The 25,459-nt window shown below is 38.7% G+C and carries 31 protein-coding genes and 1 pseudogene; 7 read left to right on the forward strand and 25 right to left on the reverse strand.

The window, feature by feature from the left end:
* Window positions 1–22: 22 nt before the first annotated feature.
* The 16 genes from HOO54_RS19700 to HOO54_RS19775 all read right to left on the reverse strand — a co-directional run bounded on the left by HOO54_RS19700 (window position 23) and on the right by HOO54_RS19775 (window position 12,746).
* Complete coding sequence (locus HOO54_RS19700; protein ID WP_172298264.1) at window positions 23–826, reverse strand: YwqG family protein; 804 nt, start codon at window positions 824–826, stop codon at window positions 23–25.
* Between the two features lie 10 nt (window positions 827–836).
* On the reverse strand, window positions 837–1,784 hold the full coding sequence (locus tag HOO54_RS19705) for an ATP-binding protein (RefSeq protein WP_172298266.1): 948 nt from the start codon (window positions 1,782–1,784) through the stop codon (window positions 837–839).
* Between the two features lie 10 nt (window positions 1,785–1,794).
* Window positions 1,795–2,448, reverse strand: coding sequence for a hypothetical protein (locus tag HOO54_RS19710; RefSeq protein WP_172298268.1), 654 nt, complete (start codon window positions 2,446–2,448; stop codon window positions 1,795–1,797).
* A gap of 13 nt (window positions 2,449–2,461) precedes the next feature.
* A complete protein-coding gene (locus tag HOO54_RS19715; RefSeq protein ID WP_172298270.1) occupies window positions 2,462–3,427 on the reverse strand; it encodes a tetratricopeptide repeat protein in 966 nt (321 codons plus the stop codon).
* A 359-nt stretch (window positions 3,428–3,786) separates the two neighbouring features.
* The gene (locus HOO54_RS19720) at window positions 3,787–4,494 is read right to left on the reverse strand and encodes a hypothetical protein (RefSeq protein ID WP_172298272.1); all 708 of its coding nucleotides are present in this window, start codon (window positions 4,492–4,494) and stop codon (window positions 3,787–3,789) included.
* Window positions 4,495–4,518: 24 nt separating this feature from the next.
* Window positions 4,519–5,496, reverse strand: a complete 978-nt coding sequence (locus tag HOO54_RS19725) for a tetratricopeptide repeat protein (protein WP_172298274.1) — start codon at window positions 5,494–5,496, stop codon at window positions 4,519–4,521.
* 242 nt (window positions 5,497–5,738) lie between these two features.
* Window positions 5,739–6,623 carry a Cof-type HAD-IIB family hydrolase gene (locus HOO54_RS19730; RefSeq protein ID WP_172298276.1) on the reverse strand — a complete coding sequence of 295 codons (885 nt, stop codon included), beginning with the start codon at window positions 6,621–6,623 and terminating at the stop codon, window positions 5,739–5,741.
* A 15-nt stretch (window positions 6,624–6,638) separates the two neighbouring features.
* Window positions 6,639–7,406 (reverse strand): transcriptional regulator GlcR, encoded by a 768-nt coding sequence (locus HOO54_RS19735; protein ID WP_172298278.1) that lies wholly within the window; start codon window positions 7,404–7,406, stop codon window positions 6,639–6,641.
* Window positions 7,407–7,567: 161 nt separating this feature from the next.
* Complete coding sequence (srlD, locus tag HOO54_RS19740) at window positions 7,568–8,353, reverse strand: sorbitol-6-phosphate dehydrogenase (protein WP_172298280.1); 786 nt, start codon at window positions 8,351–8,353, stop codon at window positions 7,568–7,570.
* Between the two features lie 18 nt (window positions 8,354–8,371).
* Complete coding sequence (locus HOO54_RS19745) at window positions 8,372–8,734, reverse strand: PTS glucitol/sorbitol transporter subunit IIA (RefSeq protein ID WP_172298282.1); 363 nt, start codon at window positions 8,732–8,734, stop codon at window positions 8,372–8,374.
* Window positions 8,735–8,759: 25 nt separating this feature from the next.
* Window positions 8,760–9,767, reverse strand: a complete 1,008-nt coding sequence (gene srlE, locus HOO54_RS19750; protein WP_172298284.1) for a PTS glucitol/sorbitol transporter subunit IIB — start codon at window positions 9,765–9,767, stop codon at window positions 8,760–8,762.
* A gap of 15 nt (window positions 9,768–9,782) precedes the next feature.
* Complete coding sequence (gene srlA / locus HOO54_RS19755; RefSeq protein WP_172298286.1) at window positions 9,783–10,331, reverse strand: PTS glucitol/sorbitol transporter subunit IIC; 549 nt, start codon at window positions 10,329–10,331, stop codon at window positions 9,783–9,785.
* 15 nt (window positions 10,332–10,346) lie between these two features.
* Complete coding sequence (locus tag HOO54_RS19760; protein WP_172298288.1) at window positions 10,347–10,769, reverse strand: transcriptional regulator GutM; 423 nt, start codon at window positions 10,767–10,769, stop codon at window positions 10,347–10,349.
* Complete coding sequence (locus HOO54_RS19765) at window positions 10,766–11,722, reverse strand: sugar-binding transcriptional regulator (RefSeq protein ID WP_172298290.1); 957 nt, start codon at window positions 11,720–11,722, stop codon at window positions 10,766–10,768. The genes HOO54_RS19760 and HOO54_RS19765 overlap by 4 nt, the downstream gene beginning before the upstream one ends.
* Window positions 11,723–11,932: 210 nt before the next feature.
* On the reverse strand, window positions 11,933–12,274 hold the full coding sequence (gene ssb / locus HOO54_RS19770) for a single-stranded DNA-binding protein (protein WP_172298292.1): 342 nt from the start codon (window positions 12,272–12,274) through the stop codon (window positions 11,933–11,935).
* 103 nt (window positions 12,275–12,377) lie between these two features.
* Complete coding sequence (locus HOO54_RS19775; RefSeq protein WP_172298293.1) at window positions 12,378–12,746, reverse strand: hypothetical protein; 369 nt, start codon at window positions 12,744–12,746, stop codon at window positions 12,378–12,380.
* Between the two features lie 150 nt (window positions 12,747–12,896).
* On the opposite strand from HOO54_RS19775, the gene HOO54_RS19780 reads away from it, so the two are divergent.
* Complete coding sequence (locus HOO54_RS19780; RefSeq protein ID WP_172299740.1) at window positions 12,897–13,310, forward strand: YwpF-like family protein; 414 nt, start codon at window positions 12,897–12,899, stop codon at window positions 13,308–13,310.
* A 26-nt stretch (window positions 13,311–13,336) separates the two neighbouring features.
* Here HOO54_RS19780 and mscL read toward each other — a convergent pair whose 3' ends face one another.
* The 6 genes from mscL to spoIIID form a co-directional block, all read right to left on the reverse strand.
* Window positions 13,337–13,723 carry a large conductance mechanosensitive channel protein MscL gene (gene mscL / locus HOO54_RS19785; RefSeq protein ID WP_172298295.1) on the reverse strand — a complete coding sequence of 129 codons (387 nt, stop codon included), beginning with the start codon at window positions 13,721–13,723 and terminating at the stop codon, window positions 13,337–13,339.
* Between the two features lie 66 nt (window positions 13,724–13,789).
* On the reverse strand, window positions 13,790–14,224 hold the full coding sequence (gene fabZ, locus HOO54_RS19790; RefSeq protein ID WP_172298297.1) for a 3-hydroxyacyl-ACP dehydratase FabZ: 435 nt from the start codon (window positions 14,222–14,224) through the stop codon (window positions 13,790–13,792).
* 515 nt (window positions 14,225–14,739) lie between these two features.
* A complete protein-coding gene (locus tag HOO54_RS19795; RefSeq protein WP_172298299.1) occupies window positions 14,740–15,561 on the reverse strand; it encodes a flagellar hook-basal body protein in 822 nt (273 codons plus the stop codon).
* Window positions 15,562–15,600: 39 nt separating this feature from the next.
* Window positions 15,601–16,440, reverse strand: coding sequence for a flagellar hook-basal body protein (locus tag HOO54_RS19800; RefSeq protein ID WP_172298301.1), 840 nt, complete (start codon window positions 16,438–16,440; stop codon window positions 15,601–15,603).
* A gap of 185 nt (window positions 16,441–16,625) precedes the next feature.
* Window positions 16,626–17,627 carry a cell shape-determining protein Mbl gene (mbl, locus tag HOO54_RS19805; RefSeq protein ID WP_172298303.1) on the reverse strand — a complete coding sequence of 334 codons (1,002 nt, stop codon included), beginning with the start codon at window positions 17,625–17,627 and terminating at the stop codon, window positions 16,626–16,628.
* 185 nt (window positions 17,628–17,812) lie between these two features.
* Window positions 17,813–18,088, reverse strand: a complete 276-nt coding sequence (gene spoIIID, locus HOO54_RS19810; protein WP_172298305.1) for a sporulation transcriptional regulator SpoIIID — start codon at window positions 18,086–18,088, stop codon at window positions 17,813–17,815.
* Between the two features lie 328 nt (window positions 18,089–18,416).
* Between spoIIID and HOO54_RS19815 the strand changes: the two genes are divergently transcribed.
* Window positions 18,417–18,845, forward strand: a complete 429-nt coding sequence (locus tag HOO54_RS19815; RefSeq protein ID WP_172298307.1) for a MarR family winged helix-turn-helix transcriptional regulator — start codon at window positions 18,417–18,419, stop codon at window positions 18,843–18,845.
* Window positions 18,846–18,848: 3 nt separating this feature from the next.
* Window positions 18,849–20,042, forward strand: coding sequence for an MFS transporter (locus HOO54_RS19820; RefSeq protein ID WP_172298309.1), 1,194 nt, complete (start codon window positions 18,849–18,851; stop codon window positions 20,040–20,042).
* A 215-nt stretch (window positions 20,043–20,257) separates the two neighbouring features.
* Here HOO54_RS19820 and HOO54_RS19825 read toward each other — a convergent pair whose 3' ends face one another.
* Window positions 20,258–21,187, reverse strand: coding sequence for a manganese-dependent inorganic pyrophosphatase (locus tag HOO54_RS19825; protein ID WP_172298311.1), 930 nt, complete (start codon window positions 21,185–21,187; stop codon window positions 20,258–20,260).
* Window positions 21,188–21,367: 180 nt separating this feature from the next.
* Between HOO54_RS19825 and HOO54_RS19830 the strand changes: the two genes are divergently transcribed.
* The 3 genes and pseudogenes from HOO54_RS19830 to HOO54_RS19840 form a co-directional block, all read left to right on the forward strand.
* Entirely contained in the window at window positions 21,368–22,579 is a 1,212-nt protein-coding gene (locus tag HOO54_RS19830) for an ammonium transporter (RefSeq protein WP_172298313.1), read from the forward strand.
* A 17-nt stretch (window positions 22,580–22,596) separates the two neighbouring features.
* Window positions 22,597–22,947, forward strand: a complete 351-nt coding sequence (locus HOO54_RS19835; protein ID WP_172298316.1) for a P-II family nitrogen regulator — start codon at window positions 22,597–22,599, stop codon at window positions 22,945–22,947.
* Window positions 22,948–23,029: 82 nt separating this feature from the next.
* Window positions 23,030–23,266 (forward strand): annotated as a pseudogene (locus HOO54_RS19840) (transposase); the annotation flags it as partial.
* A 95-nt stretch (window positions 23,267–23,361) separates the two neighbouring features.
* Here HOO54_RS19840 and spoIIQ read toward each other — a convergent pair.
* Window positions 23,362–24,240: a stage II sporulation protein SpoIIQ gene (gene spoIIQ, locus HOO54_RS19845; RefSeq protein WP_172298318.1), complete on the reverse strand. Its 879-nt coding sequence runs from the start codon at window positions 24,238–24,240 to the stop codon at window positions 23,362–23,364.
* A gap of 192 nt (window positions 24,241–24,432) precedes the next feature.
* On the opposite strand from spoIIQ, the gene HOO54_RS19850 reads away from it, so the two are divergent.
* The gene (locus HOO54_RS19850; protein ID WP_172298320.1) at window positions 24,433–24,933 is read left to right on the forward strand and encodes a GNAT family N-acetyltransferase; all 501 of its coding nucleotides are present in this window, start codon (window positions 24,433–24,435) and stop codon (window positions 24,931–24,933) included.
* 33 nt (window positions 24,934–24,966) lie between these two features.
* Here the strand turns inward: HOO54_RS19850 and HOO54_RS19855 are convergent, their stop codons facing one another.
* A complete protein-coding gene (locus HOO54_RS19855; protein WP_172298322.1) occupies window positions 24,967–25,413 on the reverse strand; it encodes a DUF5392 family protein in 447 nt (148 codons plus the stop codon).
* Window positions 25,414–25,459 lie beyond the last annotated feature (46 nt).

A 25,459-nucleotide genomic window follows, 5' to 3' on the forward strand; every position in this document is an offset into this window, starting at 1 on the left:
GGCAAGCTGGTGTTTTAACATTTTAGCAACAATCCCAATTGTATAGCACATTGGAAAAATCTTTTTTCTTTAAATCAGCCGGTTTGATAAAAAAATTGGCAATTCCAACATCTCCCCACATTGAATCGATCTCATCATCTGAATCAATTTGTAAAAGGAGCACTGTATGGTCAGAAAAGTCATCATCCCGAGGATCTGCTTGTGTAAAACAGGCATAACCACCGATTTTATGTGCGAAACCACCGTACATTTCATTATACTCTTCCATTACTGTTTCTTCATCATCACCGAATTGTTCAAAAAATGACCAAGCACCGATTCCGGCATATTGTTCAAATTGAAAGTCAGCTACCCCAACTAATTCCGACTGGATCTCAGCTGTCAGTGAAGCTTCACATGTAATAGGAAATTGATACTCATCTTCCAGTTCGACAAATGAAAAGTCATCAAGAAGCTGTTCTTCATTTTCAATAAGCGTTTCAAAGTATTTGACACAAAAGCCCGTCTGTTCACACGGGTTATCAAAATTCAATCCATACACATCATCACTAACTGATAAATAAAACTGCAGAATCCCGGTGCTAGGAAACCCATCAAGACACGGCAGTTGTGAGAAATTGATCTGTGCCAGAAGTTTCATTGGTTTCCCTTGTTCATCTAATGGATACACTTCTGATTTAGGAAAATAAGGATCACCAGCAATTTTGCTATCATATCGACCTGTTTTAGCTTTTTGTGCTGTTAATTTGATAGACGCCCTTGCTGATTTCTCAAACTTCTCGCGGAATGGAGCCATTTTCTCTGGTAATTGAAAGACTTTATCCATTGCCACCATCCTATTTGATCTTATTTTTCTTCATGTACTCAAGAACAGTTTGATATTCTTTATTTGCATCACTAAACATCGCATAGTTTTTCGCTGTCCCAAACCATTCTAAGGTCGAAGAAAGTCTTCCTTTCAGACTGTTTACCACATCAGTTTGGGTAACAGGTAACAGTTCGCCTTGTTGTAATGAGCGCTCAATCGCTTGATCTGACGCATCACTAATGAGCTGTTCTAAATCAGCTCCAGAAAAATGAGCTGTCGCTTTAGCAATTTCTTCAATTGCGATCTTTTCTTGCGGTTTGTTTAACAGTTTTAATTTTAAAATTTCAATTCGTTCCTCTTCTGTTGGAGGCGGTAAAAAGATCATTTTATTAAATCGGCCTGGACGGCGTAAAGCTGGGTCTAAATACCATGGTGTATTAGTAGCGCCAATCACATATACTCCATCATTAAAAGATCCTAAACCATCTAATTCGACTAACAATTGATTAACCAACACTCTATCATGATGCTGACTCATTCCTTGACGATTTCCGCCAATGGAATCCATCTCATCAATAAACAGGACACATGGACTGTTTTCACGGGCTTTCTCAAAAATATCGTGCAAATTATGTTCACTTTCACCTACATACATAGACAAAATCGCCTGAAGTTCGAGATGAATGAAATTAGCTTGAATTTCACCAGCAATTGCCTTTGCGATAAATGTTTTTCCACATCCTGGCGGTCCAAACAACAAGAGACTTCCTCCAGTTGCTTTGCCAAACGCTTTAAAGTATTCAGGGTTTTGCAATGGTAAAATAAAGTCCATTTTAATTTTCTTCTTCACATCTTCTAAACCGCCGACATCAGCAAATGTTTCACAAGGCTGTTCGGTTTCAGACAAAGTATGTTTATGTTGGTCAAATTGAATCACTTTCACTTTTGCACGTTTTTCTGTATCATCTTTTTTCATAAAAATCTCCTTATCTACCAGTTAGCAATCTCTGAATAATCTTAAATTTTGTTTGCGATCCAACTTTATCATCATATTGGTTTGCTAATTCCGCTTCATCACTTTGTTTTATTCCGCTGCGTTCAATATGTATTCCTTGTTGTTTAAGCAATTCATCTAATTTAACCGCATGTTCATAAAAATCATCAGACATGGTGAAACTGACTTTGTTTCCATTCTTTAATTCAAGATCATAATCGAGCATAAACGTGCCTGTTATCCTTTTGTGATAATTGGCATCAACAGAAACAATGTCTTTTATCGTGTAATGATTTGTAATGGAAAGCCACCCATCTCTTACGTACATATCATTTTTTTTAACCTCTTGATATTGAAACATGCCATTCCATAATAAAATGATTCCTACAACAAACAAGATTCTCGAAAAAGGCAGAAACCGGCTCCCTTTCTTTACTGTTTGAAGCGCAAACGGCATTAAAAAGAAAACTAAAAAAAGATAATAAAATTTAAATGGATCAGAACTAAAAAACAGACGATCAGAACTAGCTAATAGGCTTATTTGCAGTTTTTCATATAGTTGATAAAAAAGTAGGGCTGCTAAAAAACATAATCCACACCAAACCAATAAAATGATGAACCCCGATAAATCTATACTTTTTCTCATACTTCTCTCTTCCCTAAAATATCCAACGGATAAATAAAATAGATATAACAAGTAAAATGAGCAAATAACAACCAGCTAGAATGCACCCTGAATTGGGTTCCATTTGTTCAGGCATTTTTCTCTTGACCAACGGACCCGCTATATATTGCAAAACATGAGGTGTTCCGTATATTAGAATTAAATAGGGAAATATCAAGATTTTTAATATAAATGTAGCAACGATTAGGAGTGACCAAAATAATTTTCGATGTTTGAACCGTAATTTTTCATGGAAACGTTTGATCTTTAAAGGGTATTTCATAAACCAAATATTAATTCCCATAAAAAACATTAAATTATTTACAAGCCTTTGATTGTTTGGGTCTAACTTTATGGCTGCTTTGTTTAAATCTAAAGCTTGTGAAAAATCACCTCTATAAAAAGCTGCTCTAGCGGTTATTCCAAATATTTGGCTGTCTTCAATGTTTTGAGCAAGCGCCCTGTCCGAATACTCCTTAGACAAATGATCCTCATAGGAAAATGCTAGAATTTCACTATAGATAGCAAGGGAAGACGAATCGTTTGGCTCCATTTCGAGCGCTTTTTCAATATAAAAACGAGCTTTTTCATATTCCTGTTTATTTTTTAGTAAATAATATCCATACAGATAATATGGATAGTAACTTTCAGGATATTGAGATATTAATATTTTATTTGTCTCTAAATATTGATCAAACATGTCTGTTGCATAATATGCATACATTAAAAGAGTCAGAGCATCTTCATTTATTGGATCATATGTCACTGCTTTTTTGGCAAACTGGATTACTTTTTTATATTCATCTGCATCATAATATATCCTAGAAAGCAAAAAATAACCTTCATATGAATCCGGATAGTAGGCCAAAAACTGCTCTGCTGCTTTAACAGCATCATCAGTTCTTCCCCAGTTAGAAAGCTGCAATGCTTTCTCATACATTATATCCATTTGATCTTCCAAAGTATTTCCTCACCTATTTCCTTAAAACTAATGACAAAGTCCTTATCGCAATAGTTAAATAGTAGCAAAGTGAGTGATGACATACAATAATCCAAAAGTAACAGGAAAAATGATCTATATGTGTTGCATAGGGTGTTTTTGCATTCGGAATATTTCCTATTCTGCCAGTTTTCGAAACATTTTCTGCCCCTGCTTCTTTTTCCTAATCTCTTCACCATTGAATGGAACATTAAATGGATTCGATATTAGCTCAATCTAGTTTCATTTATTGATCAGTAAAATTTTAGTTTCCCATAGTTAAACATGGCGCTCAGCCACACCTTGTCGGGTGTATGACGAACGTATCAAATGCGAAGCGGTTAATTTTTGCGTATATGTTGTAGCGGCTTAATTTTAAAAATCTCTTTATCCGTTAACAATTTTTGAATAATATCAAACTTTGTTTGTGATCCAACTTTATCAAAATACCTTTTGATCAAATCATCTAGGTCACTTTGTTTAATTCCGCTTCGTTCGATATGTATTCCTTGTTTTAGTAGAAACCCATCTAATTGGGCGGCTTTTTCAAAAAATTCAATAGACCTGGCTGTACTGACTTCATTGCCATCCTTTAACTCGAGATCATAATGGATCACAAATGGATCTGTTAGCTCTTCTTTGTAATTGGCATGAACAGACGTAATATCCTTGATATTGTACTGTTTAGTACTGGAAAATAACCCGTCTCTTATAGAAATAGCGTCTCTTTGAACCTCTTGATACTGAAAAAAATCATTGCAAAATAATGAGACTGCCACAACAAACAGAATGAACGAGACTGGCAGCTGAGATCGGTCACCTCTCTTAAACTTGCGAATGGCATACGGTATACAAAAGAAACTTAAAAATAGATAGTAGAATTTAAATGGATCAGAACTAAAAACAAGACGATCAGAACTTGCAAATAGACTGATCTGTAGTTCTGCCAATTTTTGATCAAAAAACTTAGCTACGTAAAAACTGATTACACCATATACCAAAAACATAAAGATGTCATATAAACTTATATCTTCTTCCACTACTCCCATTACCTCTTCTTTCTCAATTTTTCACTAACTCTGATTTAGCCAACGAAAAATGATAATGATACAAATGACGACAGCACAAAATATCAAATATCCAATTGGCAAAGAACCGCCCACGTTCGTTCTCATCTGTTCAGGCATTTTTTTCATTGCCAGCCTAACTGCTAAGCCGTGCAAAATATGCGGTGTACCGTATACGATAGCCAAATAAGGAAATATCAACAGTTTTAATATAAATGTAGCAACAACTAGAAGCGGCCAAAATAAAATTGGCCGTTTAAGACGCAGTTTTTCATGAAAACGTCTGATTTTTAAAGGAAATCTCATAAACCATAAGTCACACATGGTATAGAGCATTAAATTAGATAAAAGCCCTTCGTCGTTTGGTTCTAGCTTAATCGCTGTCTTGTTTAATAGCAAAGCCTTTGAATAATCTCCTCTGTTATATGCTGAACTAGCCGCTGTTGCTAGCACCACATCATCTTCAGTGTATTGAGCGAGCGCCCTGTTTGAATACTCCTTAGATCGGGGATCCTCAAACAACAGGGCCAAAATATTACTATAGGTCATTAGTGTATATGGATCATCCGGTTCAATTTCAACAGCTTTTTCAATATAAAAACGGGCTTTTTCATAGTCCTGTTTAAAATCAGCTAGATAACTCGCATAGAAAGTATGTACACCCGGAATGTCGGGATACTCAGAAACGATAAATTCTGTTGTTTGTTCATATTCATCAAACATTTCCAAAAAATAATATAAGATGGCTAAATGGGTCAATCCTTTATGATTGAGCGGATCGAATGATAAAGCTTTTTTGACAAACTCAATAGCTTTCTCAAATTCATTTGCGTTAAAATATATCTCAGAAAGCAAATAATAACCTTCATATGAATCCGGATAGTAGGCCAAAAACTGCTCTGCTGCCTTAACAGCATCATCGGTTCTTCCCCAGTTTGAAAGCTGCAATGCTTTCTCATACATCATATCCATTTGATATTCCAAGTATTTCCTCACCTATTTTCTTAAACTGATGATAAAGTCCTTATTACAATAGTTAAATAGTAACAAATCAAATGATGACCTACAATAAACCAAAAGTAACAGGAAAAATGATCTATATGTATAAATAAAGGCTGCCGACATTGTCAGGCAGCCCGCGGATCAAGTCCGCTGCTTAAATCGTGCTCTCCCTAACGTTACGCTGTCTTTTCTTGACATGACGCCGAAATGAAGAGAAGCACGAGTTAAACCAAGTTTACAGTTTGTTTTTGTTTGATGATCTGGTGTATTATATGTGCCACACCATTTTCATCGTTTGTCAGTGTCACATCATCGGCAAGCTCTTTAATCTCCTTGCAGGCATTACCCATGGCAAAGCTTTTACCTGCTATTTTCAGCATCGAACAATCGTTTAGACTGTCACCGACAGTTGCCGTTTCCTCGAGTGGAATCCCGAGTTTTTGAGAAAGCCTTTTAAGAGCCAACCCTTTTGATGCTTGCAGATGCTCCAATTCAAAATTGTGTTCAGAAGAGGTGACAAGTGTGACATCTTCTGCCCCTTTAAATCGTTGCCTGCCTTTTTCAAGTTTTTCTTTCTGAAAAGAAAAAACCAATATGTTGTATATATTGACATGTCGGTTTGGTTGAAACAATTCGTGGTAGGAGCGGATGAATGAAAACCCATGCTGGCTGAATTGCTGTTTGGCAGCATGCTCCAACCTTGAAAGATCAACATCTGGATTGGCACTTCTTAAACGGTCTAATTCGATTGCAATCAGTTCTCTGCCATTGTTAGGTGTGAAGATTGCTTGATCACTGAATACCTCATAATAATAATCTTCTTTTTCAATCCACTCAAGTATTCCTGCTGCTTTTTCCCGTTCGAGTGGAATATTGTGATAAAGCGATCCCTCAGGATCGTGGATCACGGCTCCATTCGCACTAATGATCCAGGTTTTGATACCAGCTGATTGAAAAATTTTCTGCACATCAAAAGAAGCTCTTCCAGTGGCAATCACTACTTCTATTCCATTTTCTTGGGCTTTTTTAATTGCCGCAATACTCTCCTTCGTCAGTTTGCTGTCACTGTTTAATAAAGTTCCATCCAAATCTGTTGCTATCATTCTCATGAGCTGTTTCCTCCTCTAACATTCTTGTTCCGCGACAAGTATGTCGACCCCGTGTTGATCAAGGAGTCTGCGAAACTTTTCTTCAGGTAGCCGATCTGTTATGAGTAGATCAATATCACTTAATTCGGCATAGCGGTAAAAATTAGTCCGTCCCAATTTTGAGTGATCAGCAAGCGCAATCACTTGTTTTGCTTGAGCAATGATTTTTTTTTTGACTAGCCCATCCTCCTCATGTGCAATCGTCAAGCCTTGTTCAGATATTCCAACAACACCAATTAATGCTTTATCTACTTGATAACATGATAATTTTTCAATCACAGAAGCCCCATATAAAAAACGATGCTGTTTTTGAAGCTTGCCACCAAGAAGATGTATATCAACCCCTTCTTTGGCTGAGAGAACATCTGCCTGATGAATTGAATTTGTAATCACTGTGCATTTAACATCAGGAAAATGCTCGGCACAAGCTTGAACTGTTGTAGAAGCATCTAAAATGAGGCGGTCACCTTCTCTAATTAACGTGGTCGCAACCTTTCCGATCTTGTTTTTCTCTTCAGAAACCATGCTTAGTCTATGAGAATAATCCTTAATCTCATCATGTATGGAAGGTAGAATAGCTCCTCCTCTCGTCCGAATAATTGCCCCCTGCTCTTGAAGCCGGACGAGATCACGTCTCGCAGTATCTCTAGAAACTTGATATAGAGAACAGATTTGTTCAACAGAAATCCGTTTATGTTCCTTTAAATAGTCGATAATGGCAATTAACCTTTCCTCTTGATACACGTCATCATTTCCTTTGTTTTTAAGTAATCTCACTCATTTATAAGTAATTATAAGTTTATACAACTAAAATAGCAAGTATTTATAAGTTATTTTAAGCAAAAAAGCCTGAGAGCTGGATGATGCACTACAGCTGAACTCAGGCTATTCACTCATATATGATGTTAATGCATGACCTGTCCACCGGTCACATTAATTGATTGCCCCGTCATATAAGATGCTTGATCAGAAGCGTAAAATAAGATCGCATTTGCAATATCATCGTACGTACATCCTCGTCCTAGCGGAACTTTCTCTGTATAAACACGTTCCACTTCGTTTTCTGGGATACCGAGTTTTTTTGCGTATTGCGGAATTAAGCTTTGAAACATTGGTGATTTTAATAGATTTCCCGGCATAATACTGTTGACACGAATATTGTGTTCAGCAAGATCAAGTGCAAGACTTTGGGTTAAGCCGACACCGCCAAACTTTGAAGCTGAATAAGCTGTATTATGCTTGCTACCGACTTTTCCTGATTTTGAGTTCACTTGAATAATTGAACCGCCGCCTTGTTCAATCATGACTTTTGCAGCTTCTTTTGCACAAAGAAAGTACCCGGTCAGATTAACATCAATTGTCTGTTCCCAGTCTTGCAAGTGAAAATCGATCACTTTATTGCTTTTTGCGATTCCTGCGTTATAAACCATGACATCAATTGTCTTAAACTCGGTAACGGTTTGCATCATCATGTCCTTGACATCTTCTTCTTTCGTAAAATCAGTTATTAGTGCTAACGTTTTCCTTCCATATCTTTTAGCCGCTTGAGCAGCTGTTTTTTTAGCATTTTCACCGTTGATATCTGCAATTGCAAGATCATATCCTGCTTCTGCCATTCGATAACAGAGCGCTTCTCCGAGACTTTGGCCGCCTCCGCATATTAATGCTGTTTTACCTTTATTGCTTTCCATATCGAACTCACTCCTACATCATCTTTTAATTTGAATACGATCTCCAACAAAAACTTCAGGTAGTTCTTTCTCTTCAAGATATAACGTGCCCGGAAGTTCAGCGAATTGTGAGCCATCAAACTTTAGTGTAATGTGTCCAAGACGTTCCAAGTTGTTTGTCACAGCATCTCCAACAGCAGTTACTTTGTACGATTTCCCGTCAACTAAAAGTTCATCGCCTTCCTTGAAGCTGTCTTCAACAGGTTGGACATCAATGGATAAACAGTAATCTTTTAATTCTTCCGGCGCCCCATCACCGAATAAGATAAGCATTTTTTCCTCTGTAAAAGCGGATGCAAATGCTCCGATCTTATTTATTTTTGTTTGAAATAACATCGCCATGGTTTGTTTCCTCCCCTAAAAATACTCAGCTTTCATATAGACCAAAGCTTGCCAGCCACGCAATAAATACTGTCGGCGCTCCGGTTAGAAATCGTGAATACAACACAGATGGTACACCAACTTCAACCGTTTCGACTTCCGCTTCAGCAAGACCGAGACCGACCGGTATAAAATCGGCTGCAGCTTGTGAGTTAATGGCAAACAACGCCGGCAGCGCCAAACTCGGCGGAATATTCCCTTTTCCAATTTCGACACCGATCAATGATCCGACAACTTGGGCAATAACAGCTCCCGGTCCAAGAAATGGTGACAGCAATGGAAAAGAACAGATAAGTGAAATCAATAGTAAACCCGGGAGAGAACCTGCAAAAGGAGAAAGAAACTTTGCAAAGATATCACCAATTCCCGACTCTATAATTACACCAATCAATAATGAGACAAAGGCCATAAACGGCAAAATCGTTTTGATAACGGTTTCAATCGCATCTCTTCCAGCCTGATAAAAGACACTGACAACAGAGCCCATTGCCATACCGACTCTTGCCATCACTCCTTTTGGTATTTTTTGTTCACTAATCTTTTTCTCTGTGCTATAATGGGTTTGTTTATTTTCATTATGATTTTCTGTTAGAATATTAGACTGATCAGGCTGTTCTTCAGCCTCATGCAGTCTGATATTCTCTTTTTTTACAGCGGATACATAAATATCTTCAGTAATATGTGCAGCAAGCGGTCCGCTTTTTCCCGTTGCCATGATATTGATGGTCGGAATTCGTTTTTGCGGATAAAGACCACATCGCAGTGTCCCACCGCAATCAATGATCACAGCAGCCATTTCTTCTTCTGGTACTGCCTTTTTAAAACCGTCAACAAGTGTACAGCCTGTCAGCTCTGCCAAATCATCTGCAAATTCCGGCTTATTCCCGCCGGTAATATAGACAATTTTATTTTTCTTATCATCAGGAGTGATAAGAAGCGGTCCCCCATATCCTCCTGGGCCTTTTGAAATCATGACTGAATGATAGGAACTCATCTATAAACCGCCCTCCTATTTAAGATGTATGGAATCCTTCAATACAATGCCTTGTTGTTTTGCCACATATGCTGTGGTGAAATCTGTTACCCAGCCTCTTAAAAAGTTGGTCACAATCCCGACCAAAAAGTAACGGAGGGCAAGTTCTGTTGTTTCATGTCCTAAAGTCGTAATACCTGCAGCAATTCCTAGAAAAACAAACAGCTCACCAGGATTGACATGGGGGAAGAGCCCATTGTGCGTATGGCAGGAATAGGAGGCTGCAGCATAATAGCTTGGTTTATATTTTTCAGGCAGAAATTTTCCTAATGACAGTGTCATCGGGTTCGCGAGCATGAACGTACCAAGGACAGGCAAGACCAAATACCTTGTCAAGGGATTTTTCCCTGATTTTTTCGCAAGCGCTTCAATGCGATTTTCTCCAATTAACCGGATGACTGCATTCATTGCAACAAGCAGCATGATTAATAGCGGAACGATATCCGTCACCATATTGACAAAGACTTCTCCGCCATGTCTGAACAAATCCATAAACTTTTCTGCAAACCATGTGATGTTTTTCATACTTCACCTCTTTTTTTAGTATGACTTAAGTATTTTTTGAAGCCATGTTTTCTTTTGTGGGACATCACCTCCTTTAGCGACAATATTGAACGTTTTCAGCGCATCTTCAATCGCCATTCTTGTCAGCCGGTCATGCCGAACAAGATCATCCCGGTCAATTTTTAATAAATACTTCCCTTCAAACCCTTTTAACGGCTTTACCCTTGAAAAAACGGTTACTCCTTGCATTTTAGATGCTTGAATAATTTTGTTTCGCTGATCAATGACAAACATCACGACAGTCCCTGCTCTGAATAGTCCAGTTCTTCTGCCAATTGCAACCCTTCCTAAACGCCTGGATTCCGCAAATTTTTGATTAAAGTGTCTGATTTGCCAAAATCCAAAAATACTTTGAAAAAGCCAAGCTAACCCGAGGGCTAGGATCAAATAAATCATCATGTTTTTTTTACCTCCTCAATGATGTCTTGAGCAGTTTCAGCTGTCGTCACCAAAATATTGATATATCTACCTTTTGCTGCTCCAATAATTGACGGTACTTTTTCACGGGATTCAGCTAGCCCAATAGAGTATTCCAAATTCTTTAAACGATTGATATCTATTGCAATCGTCCGATAATTAATCTCTGTATCTAGTAATTTTCCAGAATGATCGAAAAAACGAGAGCAAATATCCCCAACCGCATGTTGTTCTTTTAAACTTTCCCTGTCCTTGTCTCCATAAAAGCCCGTCCAAATCATATTGGATGAGCTAAAAGGTGCTCCAATTCCAACCACTGCTACTGTCAGTCTATCCCAAAGAGCCTGGATCTTTTGGAAGTAATGGGATTTCACAATCTCATCTTTTGTTTCTTTTTTCTCAACAACAGCTGCTGCATCAATAAAATATGGAGTTCCGCCAAAATCTCCGGCAATACTGTAAACGATACTGTTCACATGATATTTCGTATCCATTGTGCCAGGACCTCCGACAAGCGGGACAAAAGAAGCATTGCGTTTTTTTGCACCATGGAATTCTCCGATCATTCCCGCCATCGTTGTTCCCCAGGCAAAACCGACCGTATCGCCGTCTTTTATGACTCGCTTTAAAATCGCAGCTCCGCCTTTACCAACACTTTTTTTCTTTTCTGCAGCAGTTTGCTGAGAAATAGTCTCACATATGTATACTTCTTTTAATCCTAAGAGCTGCTCTAATTCCTGTTCCATATCGTAATATGCTCCGACATGATCATCGATAGTAATTTTGACAATCCCTTCTTCCCGTGCCTTTTTTAACATGCGTCCAACAGTTGTTCGGTATATCCCCGTTGCTTTTGCAATTTGATTTTGTGTCATATCCTCTTCGTAATACATTTTACAAATTTTAATTAATAACCGTTTATCATCTGTCTCCATAAAAACACCTCTATTTTGCACATTTGTGCATGTACTGATCATATGTTGTGTATTCGCTTTCATTATACAACCAGGAAAAATGTTCGTCAATTTAAATTTGTATTTTTTGTGTCGAAATAAAAAACCAGTCAAAATAGACTGGTTAGATAATGGAGAGAAATTGAGGGGGTCATTGATTTTATTTAAGCGGGAGAATATTGGGGAAATTCATTAAACTTCAGCAGGTTCACGCGGTTTTCCACCTAAGAAGCGGACAGATTGAGCAACGACTTCTGTTAAAAAAATCCGTTTCCCATCTGAATTCACATAATTTCTCGTTTGAATTCTTCCATTGAGTCCAATGATGGTTCCTTTCCTGCAATAATCCGTTGTTTTCTCAGCCGTTTTCCGCCAAAGTGTACAATTGACAAAATCTGTTTCAACTTCACCGGCAGCATTTTTGAAATGTCTGCTGACAGCCAAAGTAATATTTGCAACCGGAACACCATCTGATGTATACCGAAGCTCTGGGTCTCTAGTCAAGCGGCCAACCAGCATGATCTGATTAAACATCAGGTCCCTCCCTTCATCTTCGATATTCACAGTCTACAAAAGAAAAGCCCATCTGAAAAATATAAATAAACAAGAAATGCTCCTCGAAAAAATGTTATTCTTTTCAATTCCCCTTTTTATTGCGATAAATCATAAACATCATTCCTTTTTTGTTTGACAAATATGTATTTTTTAGAAATTGTGAAAAAACAGGAGATGTTAACCACTGACTGGTGTATACCCGGACATATGAGCCACCGTCCCAAGCAAGGAAGCGAAATGTTAGTTTTTTTTCTTTGAAAATTAATTGAAATTCATAAATTTCCATTCTATCGTCTGTTTCATAGCGAAACAAGATATCTTCATCATGGCATACATCAATTTCGTATTTTTTGAAGTTATCTGATAGAAAGCAAAATATAAGTGGCTGGCGGCGTTTAGCATGTATACTACTGCTATTTACATATATTTCTTTTAAACGAAAGTAGTTCATAAGTCACCCCCTATTTCATATAAGTATAATTAAAAATCAAAGATTATAAAATATGTTTCTATGAAAAATAAAGGATGTTCTCGTTCCGGTGTTTCACTAATATCGTGATATAATGGTGATACAACTATGGAAGCTTGTGAGGTGAAAGTTATGAAAACCTTTAGGCTGATTGATTTGAAAATTGTCCGCCAGGATGAAACAGCCAAGCAGATTGAAGAGTTTCCTTTGATTGACGGCTTGATTATTAATAAAGAAGACGGGGAAAACCATTGGATGATAGAAGGACTTGTCTCAAAGAAATATCGATATTTTTTTGAATATCTTCTCCAAGAAAAAAAAGAAGTGAAGGTTTATGTAACAATCACCAAAAAAAGTAACTTGCCAGCCTTGCTTTTGGCAAAGGTAAAAAAAATCACCATCCTTGGTGAACACGTTTCCGTTTTATTGGACGGTAAAATGATCACTTCTAAACTGAGACAAGGTTCTGAAAAAGTTTTAGAAGGATTGATGAAAGAAGGATTTACAGGTGATAAACTCCTTGAAGCGTTTAAACAACATATTTAGTCCAAGGCTGTCTAAACGATGACAGCCTACACCTTAGAATGCCTTGTCTGCTCCTTTAAAAGATCGCGAATTTCCTTCAGTAGCTCTTCCTCAGGTGTTGGAACAGCTTTTTCTTCCTGAACATCTTTTTTCTTTATCTTTGATATATACCGAATAAAAATAAAAATAGAAAATGAAATAATAAAGAAATTCATAATTGATTGAATAAACAATCCGTACTTCATTTCTGCATTGCCAAGCGTGAAGGAAAGCGCTGAAAAATCCAGTCCGCCAAGCAAAAGACCAAAAAGGGGCATCATCATATCATTAACCAGTGAGGTAACAATTTTTCCAAAAGCTCCTCCAATAATCACCCCTATTGCAAGATCGATAACATTTCCTTTAATCGCGAAGTTTTTAAATTCTTTCCACACGCTAAAAGTCTCCTTTTTTCAAGATAAAAAAACAAATGGGTTCATCATAAACCCATCTGTTGTTTATTATGCCTGTTTTTCTCCAAGTGAAAACATCAGCTCTGCTTCACATACAACCTCTCCATCAACCTTTGCAACCCCTTTTCCTTTGCCGATTGCACCTCGGAAACGAGTCACTTCAAGTTCAAGATCCAAACGATCCCCAGGTTTCACTTGTTTTTTGAAACGGCAGGAATCAATTCCCGCAAAAAAAGCAAGTCTACCGCGGTTTTCCTCTTTCATTAAGAGTGCCACGGCTCCTACTTGTGCTAGTGCTTCAACAATTAATACGCCCGGCATAACCGGGTAATCTGGAAAATGTCCATTAAAAAACTCTTCATTTGCTGTCACATTTTTATAACCTACAGCCCGTTTCCCTTCTTCTACTTCTGTCACCCGATCAACTAGCAAAAACGGATAACGATGGGGAATAATGTCTTTAATTTGCTGTGTATCAAGCATGCTTACATCTCCTTTACTGAAAGATATGTATAGAATGACAAATCAAGTCCTATCTGTACAACTGGAAGTATATTATGAAACCGAATCTTTTTCAATCACGACCAATCCTCTAGAAACTAAAACGGTGGTGACCTGAAAGTAGTATGGATGAATAAAAATTGGGAATTTGCTCGCTTTCCGCGGGCGATCCGCGAGCCTCCTCGGAGCTCGTTCCTTGCTCCTGCGGTGTATCACCTGGCTCGCTGTTCCCATCAAGAGTCTCGCAATGCCCGATTAGACAGCTCCTTTGGATTACAAGAAATTTAAAAAAAATCGGCGTTCCGCAGGTTTTCTTTTCCAGGTATCGAGTTTGGAATTGCGGTATTAGTCCACAGCATACTGAAAGTAGCAGGCATCCGCCAGCTCCTTTCAGAGAAAAAACGAAACAAAAAATTAGCAAGTGGAGAAACACTGCTCATGTTTCTTCACTTGCTTTATTTTTTAGACTTATTGTACTGTACGGTCCCATTTACATCTTAGCGCACTGAATTGATCAATCCCATCATTTGATCACCCATTGTGATTGCACGGGAGTTCATTTGATAAGACCTCTGTGTAGCGATAAGATCGGTCATTTCTTTTGTCACATCTACATTTGATCCTTCAAGAAAACCTTGTTTCATCGAAATATCCCGGCGATTAGCACCGACTAAATTGATAAGCGCTGTCGGGCGTAACTCATCCTGAACAGTGAAAAGATTGCTTCCTGTAGCTTTAAGGGCCTGCGGTTTTACCGCCTTCACAATACCTAAAGTAAATCTTAATGGCGCTTCACCTTGATTGCTGGATGCTACCGTGATTTGTCCTCCAGCATCAACTTTAAAACTGCTAAAACGCTGATCAAAACGAATCGGATTCCCATTCTGATCTAGTACTGCATGTCCATCTTGAGTAACGAGTTGAACTTGATTGCCCTGCCCAGGTGTCAAATAAAATGAGCCATCTCGTGTATATTGAACTTCACCACCGACATCAACTTGAAAATATTGATATGGTGAAGTCAGTGCAAGATCTAGATCGCGTTTTGTCTCTTTCAGATTTCCTTGAGCATGTGTCAGCCGTTCGGTTAAAGCAGCTCCGACACCAAGACGCAGCCCCGGTGGCGTTTTTCTGCTTTGGGCTACTTCATTATTTTTTTCATCCACTTGTTTCATCTCTTGTCTGACAAGCTCAGAGAAACTTGAATGTTTAGACTTATATCCCGTCGTGTCAACATTGGCAAGATTGTGACTGATATTATCAATCTGTTTTTGCAGCTCATACATCGTGTTTGAAGCTGTTACCATAGATCTTAACATTGTTTTATCATAGCCTCCATTTATTGTTTAGCTGGACACTTATCCAATTCTTCCAATCTCATTCGCTGCTTTTTCCATGCTTTTATCATAAGCTTGAAGGACTTTCTGATTGGCTTCAAATGAACGGTAAGCAGCTGTCATATCTGTATAAGCTCTTGTTATATCAACATTTGAACGTTCAGCCATCCCCTGTTTGACCGAGTAAGTGACATCAGGACGATTGACTGCGCTCGGCAGATTGTCTCCATTTTCCGTCCGATACAAATCATTACCTTCTCTCGCTAAATTCCTTGTATCAAGCGCAATCCTGACATCGATTTTGCCAAGATTTTGACCGTTTTCAGTTACGGTTCCATCCTCGGCGACTTTAAAGTTCTCGCTTCCGACAGTAATCGGTTGACCAGTTGTGGAAAGAATCGCATTCCCATTGATTGTCAGTTGATTATTTTCATTTAAGGAAAAACGGCTGTTTCTTGAATAGCGAATATCTCCATTTTCGAGCTTGACAGCATAAAACAGAGCCGCTTTATCATTCGTCTCTTGATTGACAGGTACTCTTGATTCACTAATCGCAATATCTGTCGCCTGATTAGTACTTTGGAGATCCCCTTGGGAAAATTGGGGTTTTAACTCTTGGAGATAAACTCCTGTATTGATGGAACCAATTGGTGTGTTTTTAGAAAATGATCGTGAATAGCCACCAGCTTTGAATGATCCAGATTCCATTCGGCTTAGTAACATTTCCGGGAACGAGCGAATGGAACTTTGGTCTTCTTTATAACCAGGTGTATTCGCATTTGCAATATTGTTGGTCAGCATCTCTGTACGACGTTGCTGGGTAATCATTGCTGATGTTGCTGTATAAAGACCTTTTAACATCATTTCACCTCAAAGAATCTATAATTGACTTAAAACGAGAAATTTCTCAAATTATCTATTTACAAAAAGAGAACATTTGTTCTATAATAGTATTTAAATATGGCACTCTTATTATCGGCAACTTTCTGATTCTTTTAAGTCTTTTAAATAAAAAAACCTCATTCTCGGGAGAATGAGGCTTTTGATTAACTGAGCTTCCTTTTTGGGAGCTTGTCCATATTATCGAGCATAACACCTGTACCAACAGCTACACAATCCATCGGATTTTCAGCAACAAGCACCGGAACTTTAAGCTCTTCTGCTAAAAGTTGGTCAAGACCGTTAAGCAATGCGCCGCCTCCGGTAATGATCACACCTCTGTCAATAATATCAGCTGACAGTTCAGGCGGTGTTCTTTCAAGCACTTGTTTGGCAGCCTGAACGATGACATATACAGATTCACGAAGTGCTTCCTCAACCTCTTTACTTGTTACTGTAATCGTTCTTGGCAAACCTGTAACCATGTCACGGCCACGAATGGTGATTTCCTCATGACGTGCGTCTGGGAAAACAGTTGCGACTTTAATCTTGATGTCTTCTGCTGTCCGCTCACCTATTAATAACTTGTACTCGCGTTTAATGTAATTTAGAATTTCAAGATCAAACTTGTCCCCAGCCATTTTGATAGAAGCGGCGGTGACAATATCGCCCATAGAGATCACTGCGATATCTGTCGTTCCACCGCCGATATCAACCACCATGTTTCCACTTGGCTGAAAAATATCCATTCCCGCTCCGATAGCAGCTACCTTAGGCTCTTCCTCAAGAAAGACATGCTTTCCACCGCTTTTTTCCGCAGCTTCTTTAATCGCTTTTTGCTCTACAGATGTAATATTCGTAGGGCAGCAAATGAGCATACGCGGCTTTGAAAAAATACCTTTTACATTCAGTTTATTAATGAAGTACTTCAGCATCGCTTCTGTTACTTCAAAGTCTGCAATCACACCGTCTTTTAATGGGCGTATCGCAACAATATTCCCAGGTGTACGTCCTACCATTCTTCTCGCTTCTTCACCAACAGCAAGAACCTTTCCAGTGTTTTTGTCTAGCGCAACAACTGACGGTTCATTTAAGACAATTCCTTTCCCTTTAACATGGATCAGCACATTCGCTGTCCCAAGGTCAATACCAATATCCCTTGCAAACATCTATCTATATCCTCCTTGAAATCTGTTTCACAGCAATGTCCATATTCTGCCCTGATTATATATTTTATCATAAATAATAGAAAAAAAAGCATTCTTATTAAAGTTCTTCATAAATTTTTGTGGCTTTTTATCGAAATAAAAATGGAGGATATTAAATTACAGTTTTCTTTTCTAAGGCAATATCCCTATTTCACCGGCTCTCTCTCAAGAATTTCCTCTTTCTTATATTTTAGTTTTGTTGCTTCCCCGCCTCGTAAATGTCTGATTGATTTATGATAATCAAGAATTTCTTTTACCTCATTAGCTAAATCAGGGTTAATCTCTGGCAGTCTTTCTGTCAAATCTTTGTGTACGGTACTTTTGGAAACACCAAACTCCTTCGCTATGACACGAACTGTTTTTTTTGTCTCCACGATGTACTTTCCTATCTTGATTGTTCGCTCTTTGATGTAATCGTGCACACCACTCGACCTCCCTAAAATGGATGTGAGAAGTGTGAAATGAGATCCGTATTTTGAAAGAATTCATTATGAATACAACTTTTTCGTTTTATGCTTTTCCAAGTAGAATTTTGAAATACTCCCACGATCCCTCACCTCAAACACTCTCTTTGTTAGGTTTGTATCAGTGTATTAGCATTTGATTGGGAATATGCTAAAAACTCAAGGAGGACAAGGGTTTCATCACAATTTTATTTCATGCTTCATGTCGTTTTCACTTTACAGGAGCGAGAACATCCATTACAATAAAAAATATTAATTACCTAGGTAAATATTTAAAGGAGCATTCATGGAAAATATTAATCGAATGATTATGCATCAACTGAATCAAAGCACACGGTTACTCTCGAAAAAGATGAATGAGCAACTTGAAGCCTATGAACTTTTCGGAGCGCAATGGTCCATTTTGTATACCCTTCATACCTTTGGTCCAATGACACAAAAAGACATTTGGACTTACCTGCACGTTGAAGCCCCGACCATCACAAGGACAATTCACCGGTTAGAAAAAAAAGGATGGGTACAAAGGATACAGGGAGAAGATAAACGCGAAAAAGTCGTGAAATTAACCGATGAAGCCATGATTAAATATAAAGAAATCCAACTAAAAATAAAACAGTTTGATGAGGAAATACTTTCCGTGTTTGATGACAATGATAAAGAAACATTTTATCATTTATTAACCCGTTTTCTTACCGAACACAGGAAGGAGAAATAACCTATGGAATCTGAATCGATTTGGACAAAAGACTTTATAATGGTTGTCCTCATGAATTTATTTACATTCATTTACTTTTATGCCTCTTTAACAATACTGCCTGTTTATACACTACAGGAACTCGGAGGCACTGAATCTGAAGCAGGGCTCTTGATTAGCGCATTTATGCTTTCCGCCATCTTAGCAAGACCTTTTTCTGGGGCACTGATCGACCGGTTTGGCAAAAAGCAAATGGCACTTATCAGTGTTATATTATTTGCATTATCATCTTTCCTTTATATTGTCATTCAAGACATTTATCCACTCATCGGAGTTCGTTTTTTTCAAGGCATTTGGTTTAGCATCATGACAACAGTGACAAGTGCGATTGCAGCCGATTTGGTTCCAGTCAAACGCCGGGGTGAAGGGCTGGGCTATTTCGCCATGTCAATGAATCTGGCTGTTGTGATCGGTCCATTTATTGCTCTCAGTCTGTTAAATGATATCGAGTTTCCTACAATGTTTGCTTTATTTTCGGGAATTGTAACGATTGGCATTCTCTGCACTATTTTCATTCGGGTTCCTCACAAAAATGAGCAAACTGCAGCCGTTGTCAAATTATCCTTTTCCAATATGTTTGAAAAAGGAGCAGTGCGAATTTCCGTTGTCGGGCTGTTTGTTGCCTTTTGTTATTCCAGCGTGATTTCGTTTATTTCGGTTTACGCTAAATCTCTCGGGCTCATCGAGACGAGCAGCTATTTCTTTCTCGTTTATGCGATGACGATGATTTTGACGCGTCCGTTTATTGGAAAACTGTTTGATAAAATCGGGCCTGGAATTGTCATTTATCCAGCGATCATCATTTTCAGTATTGGACTTTGTCTGTTAGCCATGACAAACAGCGGACCTATGCTGTTAATTTCAGGAGCGGTAATCGGAGCAGGTTATGGTTCAATCACACCTTGTTTACAAACGCTCGCCATTCAAGCTTCTCCAATCAATCGCAGCGGATATGCGACAGCTACTTATTTCGCTTTTATGGATACAGGAATTGCAGTCGGATCGTTTGTATTTGGGTTGATTGTTGGAGACATCGGTTTTGCCAATATTTATTTATTCACAGGAATGTTCGCTATCATCAATCTGTTCTTGTATACATGGAGCCGCAAGCCGATCAATCGTGAAAAATCAAACAGTGTATCAATCACTGAGTCATAACAATTTAAAAAGGAGCTGTCTAAAAAAAGTCCTTTTTCAACATAAATAAGGGGGAATTGCGAGACTCCTGCGGGAACAGCGAGCCAGGCGAGACCCAAGAGGAGCAAGGAACGCGCTCCGAGGAGGCTCGCGGATCGCCCGTGGAAAGCGAGCAAATTCCCCAATTTTTATTCATCCACACGACTTTCAGGATAGCCCCTTTTTTGATATTTCAATTATCCTTTTAATACTTCTGTTAATGGCGGGACAATTTGTTTTTTACGGGAGACAACACCTGTTAATGTTGCTGTACGATCTTTCAATGTCACAGCAAAGGCTTGTTCAACTGCAGCTGTTGCTTGACCTGAGACAATCACAACGGAATCGTTTGTTAAAATGTCAGTGATAACAAAGACAAATAAATCCAATTGTTTCTCAGCAACAATGTTTGCAAGTTCGCTTTCTACTTCCGCCTTGCGGGAAAGGACATCATTCGTATCAACTGTATTCACTTGAGCAATTTCCACTTTACTGCTTCCCATTGTAAATTCTTTCGCATCAAGAGAAAGTAACTGCGGAATTGTTTTTGCACTTAGATCAGCACCCGCTTTTAGCATAGCTAATCCATACGTTTCAGCGTCAACACCAGCAATTTCAGCTAGTTCTTTTGCTGCCTGAACATCTTCATCAGTACAAGTAGGTGATTTAAATAACAGGGAGTCTGAAATGATAGCAGACAACATGAGCCCTGCAATGTCTTGTTTGATTTCAACACCGTTTTCTTTATAAAGCTTGTTTAAAATTGTTGCCGTACACCCCACTGGTTCAGCCCGGTAGTATAAAGGATCACTCGTTTCAAAATTAGCGATCCGATGATGGTCAATGACTTCTAATACACGAACTTGGTCCAAATCATTGACACTTTGCTGCCTTTCATTGTGGTCAACTAAAATCACACTGTCTGTTTCATTTGCAACCGCTTCAACCAAACGAGGCGCATTCGCTTTAAACTTCTCAAGTGCATATTGGGTTTCTCCATTAATTTCTCCCAAACGAACAGGTTCTACATCCATACCTAACTGTTTTTTTAATTCAGCATAGGCGATCGCTGAACAAATCGTATCTGTATCCGGATTTTTGTGGCCAAAAATAAGTACTTTACTCATGTTCTAACTCCTTACCTTTTTTATAGTAAGCTTACCTGACAATAAAAAAATCTGCAAACCTGACACTTCAAAAAAAGCTAACAAAAAACCATGTAAGAAGATCTGACATAGTTATCATGATCTTATTGTATAACCACTATAATGAGAGAATAATACTTTTATACTACGGAGGAATGATATATGCAGATGGGGGATACAGTATTTATGTTCTTTTGCGCTCTACTCGTTTGGCTAATGACACCGGGTATCGCTTTGTTTTACGGAGGACTGGTCAGAAGCAAAAATGTATTGAGCACAATCATGCACAGTTTATCAGCGATTGCCATCGTATCGATTATATGGATCCTATTCGGTTATTCTTTTGCTTTTGCTCCCGGAAATGCTCTGATCGGAGGACTCGATTTTGTCGGTTTAAAAGGTGTCGGTTTCACCCCTAATCCCGACTATTCCGAGACAATTCCACATACATTGTATATGATGTTTCAGTTGACATTTGCTGTTTTAACAACAGCCATTATATCCGGCAGTTTTGCTGAACGTTTGCGGTTTCCGGCATTTCTTATGTTTTCGGTCTTATGGGGAGTGCTTGTCTACTCACCTGTTGCCCACTGGGTATGGGGAGGCGGTTGGCTAGCTCAATTAGGAGCCCTTGACTTCGCGGGCGGAAATGTTGTGCATATTTCATCAGGTGTAGCAGGACTAGTGATCGCAATTGTGATCGGCAAACGGAAAGATATGAGCCATACAGCTCCACACAACTTACTGATGACATTACTCGGAGGCGCACTGATCTGGTTTGGCTGGTTCGGATTTAATGTCGGAAGTGCACTGACCATTGATGAAATCGCGATGACAGCGCTTATCAACACCAACACTGCTGCGGCAACCGGGCTGATGGGCTGGCTTTTGGTGGAATGGCTTGTTCACAAAAAACCGACAATGTTAGGCGCTGTATCAGGTGCGATTGCCGGACTTGTCGCCATTACGCCTGGAGCTGGTTTCGTTACTCCATTTTCATCGGTCTTGATTGGATTTATCGGTGGTGCTGTCTGTTTTTGGGGCGTGTTTTTTCTCAAGAAAAAGTTCGGCTATGATGATGCGCTTGATGCCTTTGGTCTTCATGGGATCGGCGGAATTTGGGGCGGAATTGCAACTGGCATATTTGCAACAACTTCAGTCAATTCAGGTGGAGCAAATGGTCTTTTCTACGGAGACATCAGTTTACTCTGGAAGCAGCTAATTGCGATTGGGGCAACTTGTTTATTTGTTGGGGTTGCCACTTACGTTATTATAAAGGTAGTCAGCTTTATGTTTAAGCTTCGTGCATCAGAAGATGAAGAATCTTTAGGTCTTGATTTAACGATGCACGGTGAAAAAGCGTACCAAGACTAACTTAGAGGAGTGAAGGTATGAGCGGTCAAATGTATAAGGTGGAAATTGTCACTCGCCCGACGAATTTTGAAAAGCTGAAAACAGAGCTAGGCAATATCGGTGTCACATCGATTACATTTTACAATGTACACGGATGCGGCCTCCAAAAAGGACACACAGAACTTTACCGTGGAGTGAAACGAGAAAGCAATGTATACGAACGACTAAAAGTTGAAATTGTCGTCAGTAAAGTCCCAGTGGAAAAAGTCACGGAAATCGCCCAACATGTGCTCAAAACCGGGGAACCAGGCGATGGAAAAATCTTTATTTATGAAATCCAAAACACGATTAATATTCGGACAGGTGAAGAAGGACCTGAGGCTTTATAAATGCAGCTCCCGGCACGTTTATGCCGGGAGCTGTTTTTGGGTTAGAACAAAAATAAAAGAGGTCATTTGATTTTTTTAAAAGATACGCAAATTGATGTACACTACGAATGCGGTTGAAAGTATACACGCTAGCTTTAGAAAAGTGACTAAAAAAGGAGCATTCCCCCTTGAGAATGCCCTCCTAAAAATCTTGTTTTTACGGACAAAAGAACTTGAAAACAAATGGATAGGTGGCCATGTTCAACGATGGGCTATGGTGATGAATCAACTTTTAATTCATGACCACATAAAGCAGCGTGTGTTGAAATATTTAGAATAACTTACACACTTTTCTTGACAAATCCTATATCCCTACATTCGACTGGTAGACGAAAAAAACACCTATCATCTTGATAGGCGTTTCAATCACATGTCTTATGGCTGTTTTGAATCTTCTGTTTGGCTTCCGTCTTCAGTTTGGGAACCTTCAGAAGAATCTTCTCTTTCTGTTTTTCCTTCCATATCACTTTTCTGTTCTTCCGTTTTTTCTTCTGTTTTTGATTTTTCATCAACAGATGGATGTGCAGGCTCTTTTACTTTTTCACTCGCCTGTTCTTCTACCGCTTTCTCAATGCTTGATACAGGTTTGTCCATGAAGTTTAGCGGATTGACAGCAACTCCGTCTTTACGGATTTCAAAGTGTACATGGTTTCCGCTTTCTTCATTGTAAAGGTTTTTACCTGCTTTACCGATGACTTGATTTTGTTCAATTTGATCACCTTGTTTGATACTCACTTCAGATAGAGATTGATACACTGTTGATAAACCATTTTCATGCTCAATTTCAACGACATAGCCTAGCACAGGGTCTTTCGCAGCTTTGACAACTGATCCGCTTAAAGATGCTGAAACATCGAAAGTTTTACCATCTTTCTTAGCCAAGTCAATACCTTTGTTCATGCTGTACGTGTTATCATAGTTTACAAGTGCTGCTTCTTTCTCTTCTCTCGTTGCATCAGTTTCAAAGAATTTTTTGACTACAGCTACATTTGCTGAATCAACAACTGGCATAGCTACATTTTCAACCGGCTTTCCTACTTCGACCGCGTCATCACGGTTATCATAGGCTGAATTCTTACCATCATCTGCAAGCTTATCTTTAGCATCTTGATTTGTTGCTGATTGATACCAAAGAACAGCTGTTAATACAACGACTGCACTCATTAAATAAATAGCTGGAAATACCCAACGTTTACGGAAAAACTTTTGTAGCTTTGTGATTTTGGAAGTACGATTCTTTTCTTCCTCTTTCATGACTCATCACCTCAGCAACATTCTGAACACTTTTCAGAAAATATATACATTTACAAAAAAAATTTTTTCTGCTGAAAGTCTGCTTGAACATAAATTCATCTGAACGGGAGAATATTAGACATACTCAAACGGCACTAGTGCGAGGTGTACAAGTCGACTGATAACCAAAAATAGAAAGGATAGAAAAAGACCATGAAATTGCGCATCGCCACTCAAGAAGATCTTCCAATCATCGTCGAGATATATAATTCAACGATCCCTTCGCGTATGGTCACTGCCGATATTGAACCAGTGACAGTTGAAGATAAAATCAATTGGTTTTTGAGCCATAGTGAAACAAGACCGCTTTATATCATTGAAAATGAAGCCAATGAAGCCATCGGCTGGATCAGCTTTGAGTCTTTTTATGGTAGACCGGCATATGCCAAAACGGCAGAAGTCAGCATCTATCTCCATGAAAAATATCGCGGCAAAGGAATGGGGTCAGCCGTTTTAAACATGGCTTTAGAAAGAGCGCCTATGCTCAGGATCCGTTCCTTATTGGCTTTCATTTTTGCACATAACGAACCTAGTATAAAGCTTTTTCAAAAGTATGGATTTACTGCATGGGGACACTTTCCAAACGTTGCGGAGATGGATGGTCAGCTTTACGATTTAAAGATTATGGGGAGGGAAATACCAGAAGGTCGTTAGAAGAAAAGAGCTCGTAGCTAGCTCTTTCCCATCTTATTCTTCAGACAATCGTCGTCTTCTGTTTTCTTCTTCATTTAAAAACTCAATAAAACTGCTCATCACACTAAACGGTTGTTCTTTAATCGTTCTAACATATTGGTTTTTGCGTTCAGCGGAAAGCACTTCACTTTTCTGCATCCGCTCTAAAATATACTGAACGACTGTTTCTCGAATATATCTTTTTTGATAGGAGGACTCTCTGAACAAGGCCATACCAAAAGCCGCTCCTAATGTAGCAATCCCAATTTTAATGGTCATGTCCATTCCATTGAACGTCTGCCCCCAGAAAGTTGAAAGATAAACGATTGAAACAATGACTAACGGTATCGCCGTCAACAGAAAAATCATTCTTTTCTTTAAAATTGGGGCAGCTGCCAGTTTCAAGTTTTCCATTTCTTCTTTCATAAATGCGGGCATTTGATAAACTGATTTATTTTCCATTAACATTTCTCCTCCTGAAAAAGAGACCTTGCTTTTAAAAATGTTC

It is taken from the genome of Bacillus sp. WMMC1349 (genome assembly GCF_013155385.1).
Lineage (GTDB): Bacteria > Bacillota > Bacilli > Bacillales > Bacillaceae > Bacillus.